We start from the raw sequence: 16,183 nt of genomic DNA, 5'->3' as shown, positions 1-16,183 counted from the left end.
ATGTTGGTAAGAGGATGTTGCAGTAGGTATTGAAAAATAAGTATGTTAAACCCTCATTTAGTTACAATAGAGAGAACTGTATCATCAGTAAGTGCGGTTTTCTCCTAAAAAATTCAATCATAAAACAACCAAAGGCATTTGAAATTCCTTCGTTTCAAATGCCTTTCATTTGTATTGATTGGCAAACCGTATCATAAATCGGTTAGGTACATAACTTTACATAGAAGATTTAGAACTACACTAGTTAAAAAATAACAAATACACACCGAAGAAAAGCCTATAAAGGAGCTGTTGATAGTGGAAATTAATATACCCGGAAGAGGAATCATAAAAATTAAAAATCTTTTATTAGACTACAATGGAACTATAGCTTGTGATGGTAAGGTTATCCCTTCCGTAAAAGAGAAAATAGAGGCTATTCATAAAAAAGGAATAAAGGTACATTTAGTCACTGCTGATACCCATGGTACTGCAAGAAATCAATGTGCTAATATGCCGATTGAAATACAAATATTTGATAACTCAAATGCTGCAGAAAATAAAAGAGAAATTGTAGGAAAAATTGGAGCGGAACATTGTATCTGTATTGGAAATGGGTTTAATGATGGACAAATGTTTGAAGCTTGCAGTATATCAATTATAGTAATTGGGGTAGAAGGATGTTCCGCAAAATCTTTAATGAAAGCGGACATTATATGTAAGAATATTGAAGAGGCCTTTGATTTGATATTAAAACCGAGTAGAATCATTGCAACTTTAAGAGGATAAAATATTCTGGGCTATTATTGAGTTTACACAGTGAACCATATCATAAGTAAGTGCAATTTATACAAATAGGTGTACCAAGTTATCTCTTTTAGACTTGGTACTTTTTTGTCGGAATGAATACCCTCTTCTTTGAAAAAAGGGGATCAATCAATATAAAACACTTCACCTTTTGCAATAAACGGCAAACGGTTACCTTTTGGTAGAACAAAGGCATGTGGATGGGCAATTTTTAAGTGGTCTGTAAAGCCATCTGTGATGATTAAAATCGGATCGTTTTTAGGGAAGTCCTCCGCTTTTTGTAATAGCTGAATAGCTGGCTGTAATACCGTACCGCCGCGCCGCGCCCTTTAATTTTAATGGAGCTAGCAATATCTTCTGCTCGCTAGCCGGCATCATAGGCAGCAGCATCACAAAAAATGATGCGCACAGCCTCGACATCGCGTGCAATACTGTAGCTTGCGATTGTACCAAGTGCCTTTGCGAGGAGTTTAGTATCCATCGAGCCAGATGTGTCGAGCACTACACCAAAAATGACATTTTTAATATTGAAGAATGAGTTTAGTCAAAATTCAGTGTGCTTTAGAAGATGGTCGTTTAAGCCTGCTATTGATTTGAGTGATAAATAATTAATTGAATACATATTCCTTTCATTGGAATTCCTTGTTTTCTGTATAAATAAAACAAAGAAATACAAACTAATGAAGCAATTTAATAATGAATTAGGAGGAATAGGGATGGAAAATGATAGACATGAAGTATTTAATAAAAAGTCCGAGAATGCGCTAAGCCTAGGGAAAATGATTGAAAATACGAAAGAAAATATTAAAGAAGCTGAAATTAGTATGGAATTCGCGAATCCTGAAGAACTAGAAAATATAGAGAGAAAAAATTCCCATCGTAGACAATCTATCGCCCAGATGGAGGAGCAATTAAAGGGATCTACAAAGAAACATTAAACATAAGATATTGTAGAAGTCCTGACTTATGGGTTTGTTCTACACTTTGAGTTGAAAATAACCTTTAATTTTGGCCATTGTAAAAGCCGGACATCCAAAAGTTACGATGAGGCGTATTATAATTAAGAAATATAAGTACGAAGTCTATTTATTTTAGACTTGGTACTTTTTTAATTTAGATAATAAACTGTGGTTTTAATTCCTCACATTGCAAACCTGACAACAACTGTAAGAGTTAATTAATATTTTTTTGTTGTATGGTATTACTATAGAGAATACACATAGGAGGAATTGAGTTGAATATTTCAGATAAACTACTTCAAGTGAAGGAAGTACATAAAACATTTGGTGAGGGACAAAGTGAAACTGTTGCGTTGCGGGGGGTTACCTTTGATGTTCTTCCGGGAGAGTTTCTTGGAATCATGGGAGCAAGTGGATCGGGCAAGACAACATTGCTTAATGCCATTGCAACGATGCTAAAGCCAACAGCTGGACAAATCTTATTGGAGGGTAAGAATATTTCTTCGTTTAAAGGGTCGCAACTAGCGAGATATAGAGGAAGTAAGATAGGATACTTATTCCAACAATTTGAGTTGATCGATAATTTAACTGCTAGGGAAAATATTATTTTACCGTTGTCCATACATGGAGTGAATGTTAAAGAGCAAGAGAGACAACTTCAAAAATTAGTGAAGCAATTTGATATTGAGCCTATATTAAATAAATTTCCGTCTCAGCTGTCAGGTGGGCAGAAGCAGAGAGTTGCTGCAGCAAGGGCATTGATTTCAAATCCAAGCATTGTATTAGCAGACGAGCCTACGGGGGCTTTGGATACAAAAAATGCAAAAAATTTGATGGATAAATTATATGTTAACAATCAAGAAGAGGGGTCCACAATTCTAATGGTTACGCATGATGCCAATGCAGCAAGCTATTGCTCAAGAATATTATTTATTCAAGATGGAGTGATTTTTCATGAGCTTCGAAAGAAAGTACCCGGAGAAACGCAGAATTCGTTTTATGAGCGTATCCTAACGGTTTTGGCGCAGTTGGGAGGGGGAAGCAGCAATGTTCTTTGATTTTATCAAGCGGAATAGTCGTAAAACTCGAAAAGAAAATGGGGTTTACTTTGCCTCACTTGTCATTTCGATTGTAGCTTTTTATGTCATCCTGTCTCTTAATGAACAAGATGTAATCGTATATCTTAAAACTGTTGAAAGTGATGCAGTAGAAAGGCTATTGTTAATGATTCCGGTACTTTATGCTGTATCGCTGTTCTTCGTATTTTTCTTAGTTTATTTTGCAAATAGATATCAACTACAACAGCGTAGTCATGAATTTGGCATGTATTTAATGATGGGTATGAAGCAAAGTAAGCTGTTCGTCATGATTATGGGGGAAACATTATGGAATGGCTTTGTGGCTCTATGTATGGGCTTGCCCATTGCATTATTTTTAACAGAGCTAATTAACTTGGCCACTTCAAGGCTGATTGGAATGGGGATTATTGGTCACGAGTTTCGCATCTCTTGGGTTGGGCTCGGATTAACGGTGGTTGGTTTTATTGTCGTGCAATTATTGGCTGTGTTTATTCTTAGCTTAACAATGAGCAGGAAAGAACCAATAGATTTGCTAAATGACCAAAAGGAAAAATCGCAACGAGTACTTTCACCTAAGTGGAGCATTGTTAGCGTCTTAACAGGAGCAGCATTACTATTTGGGACAATTTTTTTATGTGTGGCTTATGGATTAGCAGTTTTATATTTACGTAGCCTTGATTATCGGATATTTGCGTTAATCATAATCATAGGAATCTGTGGAACTTTCATTTTGTTTCGTGGATTGGGGAGTTTAATTGGTGCATCTGTAAAACGTAAAAGTAGTTCTTCTACCGGATTATTTGTATTTACAGCTAGACAACTTCAAGAAAATGTTTTGCATCAATGGAGTTCTCTTGCTATATCATCACTACTAATTTTAATGGCGATGGTTTGTTTTGCTTTTGGCACTTCGACTGCTTTAAATAATAGTGCTACATCTAGTAGAACTGTAGACTTTACGTTTCAAGGGTCAGAAGAAGAAATTGTTTCTGTACTCGCCTCAGAAAAATTGACACCTTACATTAACAGCTATTACGAGATGGAAATAGGGAATTTTTGGCCAACTGATTCAGAGACATCTGAAAATACAGCTGCACGTACTTTTTCTTGGTCTGGATTAGAAGAAACTATCTACAAAGAAGAAATTTCACAAGAAAAAGAGAATTTATTAAGTAATTTATCTAATCAAGAAAGGCCTTATTTCATTTCACTTTCTAGTTATAATGCAATGCTGACATCTATCAACAAAGCTCCTATTATATTGGAAGACGATGAAGTGGCCATGTATTCTGATGAAGAATATTCGCACTCGCATGATATATTAAGAAGAGCACTGCAGTATAATCCAATAGTTAGTATTGGTGAAAAGCGATATGAATTAATCTCGTCACTATATACAAGTAATGTTGTTGCAGACAGAGCAATTACTCTCTCTTATGCATTGATTGTGCCGGATGTTATCTATAACAGTTTAGTTGGTAGTTCTCAAGATTCTTGGTTATGGAATATGACCTTAAATGCTGAATTCGTTGAGGAGAAAGGTTTAATGCAGGCGATGTATGAAGTAGATCAGTTGATGAATACATCTGGTTTAGACTATGAAAGTTATCTTTCCAGTATGGGAAGAAAGTTATTTTATACAGTGGCTGGAAGTTATACGACATTTTATTTAGGCATTATGTTTCTTATTATAGCAAATACGGTGTTGGGCATAAACTTTCTTATGCAACAACGAAGTACGAGACATAGATATTATACAGTAGCGATGCTAGGAGCAAATATTGAATCACTCTGTTCATCAGCAAGGAAACAAATTTGGTTATACTTTGGTTTAGTGATTTCGGTAGCATTAGTTAGCAGCATTTTTGGCATATGGTCCTTACTAACAGCCTTCCCGTCAATGACATTAAGTATCGAAAATAGTATCGTGGTAGCAATTATTCTTATTGCGTTTATCGTTTTTGAACTTTGTTATATATGGATGATTCAGCGAAAGAGTGATGAAGAAATAAAGAAATTAAAAGAGATTGAGTAGGAGTGAAATCATGGCAAAGATCGTCATTGTTGAGGACGACGTTTTCCTACGTGAAGAGCTACAAAGTATTTTAGAAAAAGAGGGGTACTCTGTAGAGAGTATCGCCTCTTTTGATACGCCAGTGGAGGATATTATTTCAGCTTCTCCATCGCTAGTACTATTAGATTTAAATTTACCAAACCTATCTGGATTCCAAATTTGTCGTGCATTAAAGGCTAGAGGGATAGGGCCCATTTTAGTACTAACCTCACGCAATCAACTGCGTGACGAGCTACATGCACTGGAATTAGGTGCAGATGATTATTTAACGAAGCCGTGTCATCCGAAACGACTAATTGCTAGAATTCAAAAGCTGCAGCACCTATATGCAAATATGCATGTTCTTTTAGATGCTGGTGATTTTCAGCTAGATGAGAAGACAAATGTGTTGTATGTTGGCAACAATTCTATTTCATTATCGGAGAATGAAGGGATGATTATGAAGCTCTTAGTGAAATGTGCACCTTCAGTAGTGAATAAGGAAGAGTTATTTAATCAGTTATGGGGAAGTAGTGAATATGTGGATGAAAATATTTTGCAAGTGAATATGACTAGATTACGTAAGACGCTTGGCGAGGCGGGCTTGTCAAATCGAATCAAAACGGTCAGAGGAGTTGGATATCAATTAGTAGGAGGTTCCTACCAATGAAACTAAGGGATTGGCTAACTATGCTAAAGCTATCACGTCCTTGGATATTACTTCTTTGTATAAATACTGCTTTTTTTATTTTTCTAGCGTGGGTAGCGTATCCCGAAACATTCAAGCTTTTAGTTGGCATTATGATTATTTTTTCAGCAGCTAGTATTGTGTTGGGGGAGTTATTTGTTAGGAAAAGTCAGACGAAGCAAGACAAAGTATTCTATAAATTTCTAAGAGAGCCTTCACTGGAGCAAGAAAGTGTATTGATACAATCGATTGGTGAAATACATAAAGAAAAGGTCAATGATTTAGCCAATAAATTACGAATGCTCAATGATCAGTTAGATGAGGTTAAATTACAGTCACGGGATTATGAAGAATTTATTGAAAGCTGGGTTCATGAGATTAAAACACCCATTGCTTTATTCAACTTTGTTTTACAAAACCGTAAAGAAGAAATGTCGGAATTAGTATATCAAAGACTTGAGCATGCAAGAATTAATATTAATGATCATGTCGAAAAAATATTATTTTATGCAAGATTACAGGCAGTGCATGTTGATTATAAACTGGAGAGAGTCTCGCTCAATCTTTGTTACGAAGATGTACAGTTGGAACTCCAGTCATTACTGGATGAAAAAGAAGTAAACGTTATTTCTAACATGGAAGATGTGCCAATCGTGTCAGATGAAAAGACGATTCGGTTTATTTTCACACAAATCCTTGTGAATGCAGTGAAATACTCTCATGAAAAAATGGATAGCTTTATATGGTTAAAAACTGGTTTTGATAGCGTAAAAAATCGGTATTATTTAAAGATATCTGATAATGGTATCGGGGTGCTTCATTCGGATCTTCCGTTCATTTTTGATAAAGGATTTACAGGAGATAATCCTAACAAAAAACAATCAACTGGGATAGGATTGTATCTGGTCAAGAAATTATGCGATGAATTACAGATTAAAATTGAAGTTGAATCTACGTATGGGAAGGAATTTGTAATTCAGTTTCTATTTCCAAAAGTTGAGGATTAATAAACATTAATCATTTAATTTTGAGATAGAGCCATCTATATTTAAACGGTAAACTAAGCCGGAGCTGTTTCTTATCAGCGATATGCAAAGGAAAGGAGCAAATCAAGGCTAGCTATATTCTTTAGAGTCATTATCACAAGCGTTTCTATAGATAGATACTGTCTTATTCGGAGGTGAATTTGAAATGGAGCGTAATACATATAGAACGAGTCAATTAGTAGAAATTCTAGGTGTATCAAGAGATGCGCTACGGTATTATGAGGGACAAGGAATAGTCAAACCGAATCAGAACGAAACAAATAATTATAGGCAATATGATGATTATGATATTTATGCATTGTTGGTGGCGGATTTTTATAAAAAGAGAAATTTATCAATGAAAGAAGTTCGAAAACTACAGGTAGGTAGCGGAATAGGTGAGCTGGAAAATTTGTTAGAAACAAAAGCCGACCAATTAGAGGCAACTATACGGAATCAAAAATATATGCTTCAAAAAATAAAAGAGACAAAAGTATTCTGTGAGGAGTTAAAAGAACACTTAAACCAATATTCCATCAAACAATTTCCTATTTATGAAGTGCTAGGTGAGTTTTCTGATTTTACTGCCTTTCTGGAGTATCCGACTATATTAGATAAGATGGATTTGATGAAGGAAGATATTCTTAGCAAAATCATGAGAAAATTCACTGTTGATGAAAATGGATTGCTAGATTCAAAGATGTTAGTTGTTGAAAAGCGTGCAGCGATGCAAAGGGAAAATATGGAATGTTATTTACAATATTCTAACTGCATTTATACCATTGTGGAAGATGGTAGGTATCAAAATGAAACGAATGACATTAAATATGAAGTTTTTGAGTCTACTTTAAAATGGGGAAAGGAACAGGGATATAAACTAAAAGGGGTTGCTTTTGTGAATACCCGCCTTATTACCTACCTGGAAAATAAAGAGCGAGTGTTTTTAGAAATTTTTATTCCAGTTGAAGAAAAATAAAGTACTTCCTAAGCTATTGACCTGGGGGTAACACCGCAGTTTAGCATTATAACCAATGGAACAAATGCAAAAGGTTCTATTGGTTTTTTATTATTTAGGAGGGAAATAGGTATGAGTAATAAAGAAAAGGAAATCAGGAGTGTGTGGAAACTTATAATACTTCATTTGTTTCCAGGTGTAGTATTAAGTGTGATTTATATACTCCTATTGGAGGGAGGGGTTTTAGAAAGTTATCCTAAATTAGTTATATTAGGTTTAGCAGGGATTGTTTCTATAATACCTTTAGAACTTGGATATTTATTCTATGTAGCAAAAAAGGAAGTGGGAAGTTTTAATATAATTAAAATACTAGGGTTACAAAGTAAGATAAATGTTAAAGAGTACATATTTTACACTGTATCGTTGTTTATGGTAGTAGGTATACTAATGACAGCTTTAAGACCACTTTCAAATTATATATTAAATACTGTATTTAGTTGGATGCCAAGTTCCTATAATTATGTACAAGACATGAGTTTATTTGATCGGCATTTTATCATCATTTCATTGTTAGTGAGTTTCTTCTTTTTTACACTTATATTACCAATAATTGAGGAGCTTTATTTTAGGGGATATTTACTTGCTCGTATGAAATGGATGGGAAAATACAGTGTAATTTTAAATGTAATACTATTTTCAGTATATCATTTTTGGTCACCTTGGCTTATTTTATCAAGGATTATAGCAATGTTACCACTGTATTATTTTGTATATAAAAAGGATTCGTTAAAATTAGCTATATTAGTACACTGCTTGTGTAACTTTACAGATGTGATAGTGCTTATTGCTTTGTTGTAAGAATATCAGATGTGTTGATTATACAAATAACGGTAGGTAATTAGCATGATTTATTAGTGAAATGGTTGATAAAAGGCGCTTGCTCGTTGATTGGAGCGGAGGTGACTCGACTCCTGCAGGAACAGCACGAGCTGAAAATCCATTTCTTTCGGCATTAGCCGAAAGAAATTAGTTGAAGCCGTGCCTGCGGAAAGCGAGTCAGCCGTAGCGGAAATCAACGTATTCTAACGATCTATTTAATAATAAAAGGTGAATTGACACACGTGATAAATTAATTTAGTTCGACTCTATTTTAAATGGATATAAAGGCAAAAGTATGGATCAAAATAAGACCATATTTTTTCCTTTTGTAGTTTGGACAATCCTTCTCATTATTTTCTATCAATGGGGAAAGATAAATGCATCTTCGTTCATTGGGAGTTGGGATAATTGAGTAAGGTATCACATGTATTTTGGATTTCAATTGGCATTGCAAGTGCTTTTGTGATTTGGGGAATAGTTGCTCCTGTTCAACTAGGGGAAGTAATGAATCGAACCAAAGGCTTCTTTTTAGAATCCTTTGGTTGGTTTTATCAATTATCGGCAACCTTTTTCCTCCTATTCGCTTTATTTTTGATTTTTAGTAAGTACGGAAAAATAAAGTTAGGTACAGGTGATGATAAACCTGAATTCAAAAATAGTACATGGTTTGCTATGTTGTTTAGTGCTGGGATGGGGATTGGTCTTCTGTTTTTTGGCGTTTCCGAGCCGATTTCTCATTTTGTCAATCCACCAATCGGGGAAGGGGGAACAGGAGAGGCGGCAAAAATTTCCTTACGCTATACCTATTTACACTGGGGCTTTCATGCATGGGCGATATATTCGGTTATCGGACTGATCTTAGCTTACTACAAATTTAGAAAACAACAGCCGGGATTATTGAGTGTCACGTTAACGCCTCTACTGGGGGACCGGGCAAAAGGAACGGTAGGAACCATTGTTGATGCTATCGCAGTGTTTGCTACAATTTTTGGTGTAGCTACTTCATTAGGACTAGGTGCTACACAGATTAACGGGGGTCTTCATTATGTAATTCCAGCTGTACCTAACAACTTTACTGTCCAACTAATTATCATGGCAGTCGTTACGGTGTTATTTATTCTTTCAGCCAGTACAGGTCTAAAAAAGGGAATTAGTCTATTAAGTAACGCGAACTTAGTATTAGCAATCATTATACTTTTCACCTTTTTATTTTTAGGCCCAACTGGGTTTGTCTTAGATTTATTTACAACAACTTTAGGGAGTTATGTTCAAAATTTGCCCAGCATGGGGTTGAGATTGACTCCTTTCAATAAAGAGCAAGCTTCATGGATACAAGATTGGACTATTTTTTATTGGGCTTGGTGGATTGCGTGGGCTCCTTTTGTTGGGACCTTTATTGCCAGGGTTTCAAGGGGGAGAACAGTACGGGAATTTATGATTGCGGTGCTTGTTATTCCAACGATCGTATGTGCCTTTTGGTTTTCTGTTTTCGGAGGAACAGCTATTTATTTTGAGTTTTTTGAGGGAGCAAATATTTCGGGTGAAGGGTTGGAAACAGCATTATTTGCTGTATATAACCTCTTACCATTTTCAAATGTTTTAGTAGTCGTTACGCTTTTACTGATTACGACTTTTTTCGTTACCTCGGCAGATTCGGCTACCTTCGTGCTAGGGATGCAGACTACTCATGGTGACTTAAATCCTCCGAATGTTGTTAAAATTGTATGGGGATTGTTTCTGAGTGCTTCAGCAGTCGTATTAATGCTTTCGGGAGGTCTTGAAGCAATGCAGACAGCTATTATAGTAAGTGCCTTTCCACTGATTTTTGTACTGATTGCCATGACCCTTGCCATTTTAAAAGATTTTGGAAAAGAAATCCCAGCGAAAAGTGGGGAAAAGAAAAAGCCCAAGCAGCAGACAGACCCCAATCCAAAATAATAAAAAATTAAACCTCATTTAGATTTTGTGCGGTGAGGTGTGTTATAAATAAGTGCGTTTTATGAAAATAACCACCTAGAGTGTTGAATTGACAACAATTTAGGTGGTTTTATATTTTACTGGTACCGTTTTGTGAGTTTATCTTTATGGCTTGACATAATTTCAGTTAAATCAATATCGTACTTATCAGCTAAAATAAATAAATTATCAAGAACATCGCCTAGTTCTTCTTTTAAATTCTCAATTTGAATTTCTTTTGATAGAGTTACCTCATCTGGACGGTCACGACCAATTTCAATCGTTCGAATCGCTTTAGAAACTTCCCCAACCTCTTCCGTTAAAAAATTTACACGAATAAAGGCATTTAAGTCATACCAACCTCGTTTTTTATAAAATTCTGTTACCCACTTTTGATATTCCAAAATATTCAATGAAAATCACTCCTTATACTTTTATAATAATAGCATAAAGGAGGAGAGAAATTTGAATATCTCAGTTTATTGTGGAGCCAGTTTAGGTAATAAAGAAGTATATGTAGAAGCAGCAAAATCACTTGGCAAATGGATTGCCGAAAATGGTCATACTTTAGTATATGGCGGAGGGAAAGCCGGTCTAATGGGCATCATAGCAGATGAAGTTTTATTACATAACGGTCAAGTCATTGGTATTATTCCAACGTTTTTAGCAGACAGAGAGCTCAGTCATCCAAATTTAACTCGTTTAGAAGTTGTGCATTCCATGTCCGAACGTAAAAATAGAATGATTGAATTAGGAAATTGCTATATTGCACTACCTGGGGGACCTGGAACTTTAGAAGAAATTTCTGAGGTCATTTCATGGGCAAGAATTGGACAACACCAAAACCCGTGTATTTTATTCAATGTAGGTGGCTACTATGATAAATTAAAAGATTTTTATGAGGATATGGTGACGAATGGTTTTTTAACTGAAGCAGATAAAAAAGCAATGTTGTTTACGAACTCTTTTATTGAAATCGAACAACATATTACAAACTATGTTCCACCTATGATACGAACGTATTCTCGTGGCTGAGAATAACACACTTTTCACCTTCTTTAAAACTCTATTTTACGAGAAGAACTGGCAGAAATTCTACAGGAATACGGCTTTGAAGAGTCTGCATGTAAATGTACAGTGGCAATATTGGTTCCATGGATAGTGGTTTTCAAATGAAAAAGTATACTAGATGCGACAGATCGTGTGCCTACAATTTTTACAGACGACCTGTTCACGGATAACAACTCTCAAGGATTTATCCTTTGTTGGGTTCAAACAATGAGTATCATCTGAATGTCGCTATTCAACAGGCAATCTTATTCTGTTTAAATAAGAAATTATGGGTTTTTATGTAAATTGTCGATGGTTGGGGGAATTGATATGCGATTTGAAGTCATAAACATATCCGATGTAAACGAACTCGCTAAGTTATATGTAGAAACATTTAATGCACCACCTTGGAACGATGAATGGTCTATGGAAACAGCGTCAAAGAGATTATTGCAAATAATTAATGGTCAAGAGTTTTATGGACTTAAAGCCTATGAAGAAGAAACTTTGTGTGGAATGATTATGGGGAATGAAGAACAATTTTATAACGGCAGACTGTTTCATATTATAGAGTTTTGCGTAAAAAGTGATCTACAACACAAAGGATTAGGTACTAAAATACTTAATGAATTTGAAAGCCGATTGATAAAAAGAGGGATTAGAGAAATTATATTATTTACATCGCGAGAAGATAGAACAGAAGGCTATTACCATAAAAGAGGATTTAAGTCTTATGACAGTATGGTAATGATGGGTAAAAATATTAATTAACCTAACAGATGTGTTGATTAGACAAATATGGACAGGTAATTAACATGATGCTTTAGTGGAATGGTTGATAAAATGCGCTTGCTCGTTAATGAGAGCGGAGGCGAAGGACCAGCACGAGTAAAAGATCCAATTTTTCCGGCGCGCTCGGTCCGGAAAAATTGGATTGAAGTCTTGCCTGTAGTGGAGATTAGCGTTTTGTGTAGTGTATCGACACTCGTTTCGTTTGATTGTCCGATTGCTATATAGATCATCTTAAAGCTGTCGACATTGAACGGTCAAAACAACCCGGTATGAGCAAAACACTATCGTATCCGAGCAAAAGCCCTGGGTAAACGGTCAAAAAGCTACGTTATCCGGTCACAACCTTCGCAACATGTCGGCTGATTTTTAAAGTCAATCGTTATGCTGGAACATTAAAATGTACATATATAGAAGTTAGGTATTTAGTTTTTCAAGGGCAGCAGCGATGTAATCTGGATATTCCGAGTATACACGGCGCTCTTTAAATGAATGTTTTTCCCCGTTAATGAATAATGTTGGCACGAGCTTCACATCGCGCTCAATAGCTTCTAATGTTACTTGTAAGCTACGTTCTGTATTTGCTTCAACTTCTTCTTCATGTAAGCCGTATTTTGTGACAAGCAGTTGTTTAAGTTCAGCACTATTGTAATGAATCCATTCATCTTGTGTAGCAAATAAATCATCGATGATTTCAAATGTACGTGTTGGGTTATTGTATTCTAAGCATAGATGAACTAACAAACCGTTTAGTAACTCTTCACGTGGCTTATCATATAATTTTAAAATGTACTGGATTTTACCGGACTCGATATGTGCTGGTAAAATGTCTTTTGTCATATCATAAAAGATTTTACTACCTGGGCAAGATAAATTTGAAAATACTTCTACTTTAATCGGGGCATCATCAAGCCCGAGTTTTAATTGATCATTTTTCAGTTGAATTGTCATTCGTTATCCTCCTCTGTTTTTGCTTCAGCAAGTGCTGCTTGTGCGAGTTTTGTAATCGTCATATCATCCATTGGTGGGTTATGTAGACCAGCGCGTACATCACGGTAGTAACGGTTGAGCGGATTATTGGATTGTAAGCTTTTCGCCCCGACAATGCGCATCGCTAAATCTACAATTTCAATCGCACTATTGGTAACAATATGTTTTGCGGCACCAAGCTCTACTGAAATCGATGCATGTGTTTTAGGATCCTCAAACTTTTCTGCGACACTATAAATAAAGTAACGTGCTGCCTTTAATTTTAATTCGATTTGTCCTAATTTATCTTGAATATGCGGTAGTTCGCCAATCACCGTATTTAAGCTGTTTGGCTTATATGTGCTAGCAAATTGCACGGCGTAATCACGTGCAGCTTGCGCGATACCTAAATAGACAGCAGGGATATGCAATGCCCAGCCGTTGATTTTAGTGCTTCTTGGTCCATCATTGACTTCGACTAAGGCATCTTCTGGCACAATGGCATCCTCTAAAATTAAATCATGGCTCGCTGTCCCACGCATCGCCACCATATCCCATGTTTCTTCAATCGTCAGCCCTGCCACATCTTTTGGAATTAAAAAGAAGCCGATTGCTTGTTTTTCTTCAATCCAAGCGGAAGTTAAAAAGTGTGTTAAAGCATAAGACATCGTAGTGAATGTTTTACGACCTGTAATGTGCCATTTCCCATTGATGAGCGTTGCATTTGTACCTGGACGGCCACCACGTGTGGGACTACCGGTAATTACTTCACTCACAATGCGGTTCGTTACGGCACGTTCGTGTACAATGGCTTCAGCAAATTGTGCTAAGTGTGGGGGTGACCACATTTTTTTAGCGTATACTTCACCGACAACGCCTAATTGCCAACCGATCGCTAATGCAGTAGGTCCATCATATTTAGCTAATGTTTCTTGGAACAAAATCATGTCGTAAATACCAAAGCCGTCACCACCATATTGTTTTGGGAGTGTGAGTTTGTTATAGCCAATATCTAATAACTTTTGAAACGTGTCATATGGAAAGCCGTTTTCACGATCTGCCTTTTCCCCTAATGTTGTAATTGTCTCACTTAGCGCATGTAAATGCGTTAGTACCGCTTGCTGCGCTTCATTTTTAATGAAGACATGTAAGTTATCCATTCTTCCACCTCTTAATTCTTAGTTAATTTATAGGAAAATAAATCATTATAGTTCATAATACAAATAATCTTCAGAAAAATCTAGGGGTAAATGCACTAAAAACCTACTTTACAAGTAGGAATTGTTGTGTTAGATTAATTTTATATTTCTGAAATATCGATATTTTTAATCAAAGGGGGGGAGCAATTTGATTAAGCTCGCAGGTATTAAAAAGAGTTTCAAAAATCACCAAGTGTTAAAAGGCATTGACCTCCAAGTAAAGAAAGGAGAAGTATTAACGATACTTGGTCCTTCAGGTTCAGGTAAAACAACATTTTTGCGTTGTATTAATTATTTGGAAAAACCAGATGAAGGAATAATCGAAATTGGTGATTCGCTGAAAATCAATGTAAAAAAGCCGGCCAAAAAAGATATTTTAAAACTCCGCCAGCATACAGCGATGGTGTTTCAAAATTACAATTTATTTCAAAATAAAACAGCCATTGAAAACATTGTAGAAGGCTTAATTGTGGCGCAAAAACGTTCCAAGTCAGAAGCGATTGGCATTGCAGAACGCTTATTAGACAAAATTGGGTTATTGCACAAGCGAGACGCGTATCCATCGAGCTTATCAGGTGGTCAACAGCAACGGATAGGTATAGCAAGAGCGCTTGCATTAAATCCCGATGTGATTTTATTTGATGAACCAACGTCATCGCTAGATCCTGAAATGGTTGGAGAAGTATTAAATCTGATGAAAGAAATTGCAAAAGAAGGCATTACGATGATTGTTGTGACGCATGAAATTGATTTTGCACGTGAAGTGTCTAACCATGTTGTCTTTATGGACGGCGGACACATTATTGAAGAAGGTACGCCAGAAGAGGTGATTTTAAATCCTCAAAAGGACCGTACAAAACAGTTTTTACGTCGATTAAGCAAAGAGCCAGAATATCTTATTTAAAGGGGAGAGAAAATCAATGAAATTAAAAAAATTCGGTACGTTCGTGGCAAGTTTATCTATCGCAGCAGCTATGTTAGTAGGATGTAGCTCAGACGAAGAGGCATCAACAGCAAATAGCTCAGGTGCAAAAGTAATCAAAGTGGCATTAAGTGATGAAGTAAACCCACCATTTTTATATACAGATAGCGATAATAATCCAGTCGGGTATGATATCGATTATTTAAATGCAGTCGAGGAAAAATTAGATGGTACATATACATTTGAATATCAGTTTGGTGCAGAAGAAAGTAATTTAATAGGGGTTAGTACGAAAAAATCAGATTTTGCGATTAACTGGTTTTTCAAAAACCCAGAGCGTGAAGAGAAATTTTTATATGGGGATCCGGAGTATGGTTATTCTATGACGGCATTAATCGTCCATGAGGATACGACAGATATTCAATCATTTGAAGATTTACAAGGGAAAAAGCTAGCACCAATGGCACCAAGTGGTGGATTACGTACCATTCTTAACAATTATAATGAGAAAAATCCAGATAAAGCGGTCGAAATCGATACGATTGAACATCCATCGAATGCCGACAACTTAAAAGGTTTAGCAGAAGGTAGATACGATGCGGTCTTTTTAAATGTGTCGACGTTTAATGCGATTCAAGAAGAAATGAAGCTAGACATTAAGGTAGGCGGCGTTGTATCAAAAGAGCCAGTATATATTGTTTACAATAAAGATAACACAGACATTCAACAAGCGATCAATGAAGCAACAAATGAGTTAAAAGAAGACGGTACACTTTCAGAGCTTGCGAAAAAATGGTTTGATGTAGATTTCTTCCAAGATGTTGAATACATCAACAAAGAACAATATAACTTTTAATCCAAAATAGAGAGCATG

The 16,183-nt window shown here is 35.9% G+C and carries 16 protein-coding genes; 13 read left to right on the top strand and 3 right to left on the bottom strand.

Annotation, left to right across the window (positions count from 1 at the left end):
- Window positions 1-297: 297 nt before the first annotated feature.
- The 9 genes from ACQQ2I_RS12010 (at window position 298) to ACQQ2I_RS11970 (ending at window position 10,362) form a co-directional block, all read left to right on the top strand.
- Window positions 298-768 carry an HAD family hydrolase gene (locus tag ACQQ2I_RS12010; protein ID WP_431027035.1) on the top strand — a complete coding sequence of 157 codons (471 nt, stop codon included), beginning with the start codon at window positions 298-300 and terminating at the stop codon, window positions 766-768.
- A 734-nt stretch (window positions 769-1,502) separates the two neighbouring features.
- Window positions 1,503-1,724, top strand: coding sequence for a spore protein Tlp (locus tag ACQQ2I_RS12005; protein WP_431027034.1), 222 nt, complete (start codon window positions 1,503-1,505; stop codon window positions 1,722-1,724).
- Between the two features lie 296 nt (window positions 1,725-2,020).
- Complete coding sequence (locus ACQQ2I_RS12000; protein WP_431027033.1) at window positions 2,021-2,803, top strand: ABC transporter ATP-binding protein; 783 nt, start codon at window positions 2,021-2,023, stop codon at window positions 2,801-2,803.
- A complete protein-coding gene (locus tag ACQQ2I_RS11995; protein ID WP_431027032.1) occupies window positions 2,793-4,859 on the top strand; it encodes an FtsX-like permease family protein in 2,067 nt (688 codons plus the stop codon). Before ACQQ2I_RS12000 ends, ACQQ2I_RS11995 begins: the two co-directional genes overlap by 11 nt.
- 10 nt (window positions 4,860-4,869) lie before the next feature.
- A complete protein-coding gene (locus tag ACQQ2I_RS11990; RefSeq protein ID WP_431027031.1) occupies window positions 4,870-5,547 on the top strand; it encodes a response regulator transcription factor in 678 nt (225 codons plus the stop codon).
- The gene (locus ACQQ2I_RS11985; RefSeq protein WP_431027030.1) at window positions 5,544-6,572 is read left to right on the top strand and encodes a sensor histidine kinase; all 1,029 of its coding nucleotides are present in this window, start codon (window positions 5,544-5,546) and stop codon (window positions 6,570-6,572) included. The genes ACQQ2I_RS11990 and ACQQ2I_RS11985 overlap by 4 nt, the downstream gene beginning before the upstream one ends.
- 184 nt (window positions 6,573-6,756) lie before the next feature.
- Window positions 6,757-7,566 carry a MerR family transcriptional regulator gene (locus ACQQ2I_RS11980; RefSeq protein ID WP_431027029.1) on the top strand — a complete coding sequence of 270 codons (810 nt, stop codon included), beginning with the start codon at window positions 6,757-6,759 and terminating at the stop codon, window positions 7,564-7,566.
- 111 nt (window positions 7,567-7,677) lie between these two features.
- Entirely contained in the window at window positions 7,678-8,403 is a 726-nt protein-coding gene (locus ACQQ2I_RS11975) for a lysostaphin resistance A-like protein (RefSeq protein ID WP_431027028.1), read from the top strand.
- A 429-nt stretch (window positions 8,404-8,832) separates the two neighbouring features.
- The gene (locus tag ACQQ2I_RS11970) at window positions 8,833-10,362 is read left to right on the top strand and encodes a glycine betaine uptake BCCT transporter (protein WP_431027027.1); all 1,530 of its coding nucleotides are present in this window, start codon (window positions 8,833-8,835) and stop codon (window positions 10,360-10,362) included.
- A 116-nt stretch (window positions 10,363-10,478) separates the two neighbouring features.
- Here the strand turns inward: ACQQ2I_RS11970 and ACQQ2I_RS11965 are convergent, their stop codons facing one another.
- Complete coding sequence (locus tag ACQQ2I_RS11965) at window positions 10,479-10,793, bottom strand: MazG nucleotide pyrophosphohydrolase domain-containing protein (RefSeq protein WP_431027026.1); 315 nt, start codon at window positions 10,791-10,793, stop codon at window positions 10,479-10,481.
- A gap of 52 nt (window positions 10,794-10,845) precedes the next feature.
- Here ACQQ2I_RS11965 and ACQQ2I_RS11960 point away from each other — a divergent pair, with 52 nt between their 5' ends.
- Window positions 10,846-11,415 (top strand): TIGR00730 family Rossman fold protein, encoded by a 570-nt coding sequence (locus tag ACQQ2I_RS11960; protein ID WP_431027025.1) that lies wholly within the window; start codon window positions 10,846-10,848, stop codon window positions 11,413-11,415.
- 345 nt (window positions 11,416-11,760) lie between these two features.
- The gene (locus ACQQ2I_RS11955) at window positions 11,761-12,201 is read left to right on the top strand and encodes a GNAT family N-acetyltransferase (RefSeq protein WP_431027024.1); all 441 of its coding nucleotides are present in this window, start codon (window positions 11,761-11,763) and stop codon (window positions 12,199-12,201) included.
- A gap of 435 nt (window positions 12,202-12,636) precedes the next feature.
- Here ACQQ2I_RS11955 and ACQQ2I_RS11950 read toward each other — a convergent pair whose 3' ends face one another.
- Both ACQQ2I_RS11950 and ACQQ2I_RS11945 read right to left on the bottom strand, forming a co-directional pair.
- Window positions 12,637-13,170, bottom strand: a complete 534-nt coding sequence (locus tag ACQQ2I_RS11950) for a thioredoxin domain-containing protein (RefSeq protein WP_431027023.1) — start codon at window positions 13,168-13,170, stop codon at window positions 12,637-12,639.
- Entirely contained in the window at window positions 13,167-14,348 is a 1,182-nt protein-coding gene (locus ACQQ2I_RS11945) for an acyl-CoA dehydrogenase family protein (RefSeq protein ID WP_431027022.1), read from the bottom strand. The genes ACQQ2I_RS11950 and ACQQ2I_RS11945 overlap by 4 nt, the downstream gene beginning before the upstream one ends.
- A gap of 187 nt (window positions 14,349-14,535) precedes the next feature.
- Between ACQQ2I_RS11945 and ACQQ2I_RS11940 the strand changes: the two genes are divergently transcribed.
- On the top strand, window positions 14,536-15,291 hold the full coding sequence (locus ACQQ2I_RS11940; RefSeq protein WP_431027021.1) for an amino acid ABC transporter ATP-binding protein: 756 nt from the start codon (window positions 14,536-14,538) through the stop codon (window positions 15,289-15,291).
- 16 nt (window positions 15,292-15,307) lie between these two features.
- Complete coding sequence (locus ACQQ2I_RS11935) at window positions 15,308-16,165, top strand: transporter substrate-binding domain-containing protein (RefSeq protein WP_431027020.1); 858 nt, start codon at window positions 15,308-15,310, stop codon at window positions 16,163-16,165.
- Window positions 16,166-16,183 lie beyond the last annotated feature (18 nt).

Origin of the sequence: Lysinibacillus sp. LZ02 (genome assembly GCF_050613145.1) — a bacterium.
Classification (GTDB): domain Bacteria; phylum Bacillota; class Bacilli; order Bacillales_A; family Planococcaceae; genus Lysinibacillus_B.
This window is presented reverse-complemented; position numbering and strand designations above follow the sequence as displayed.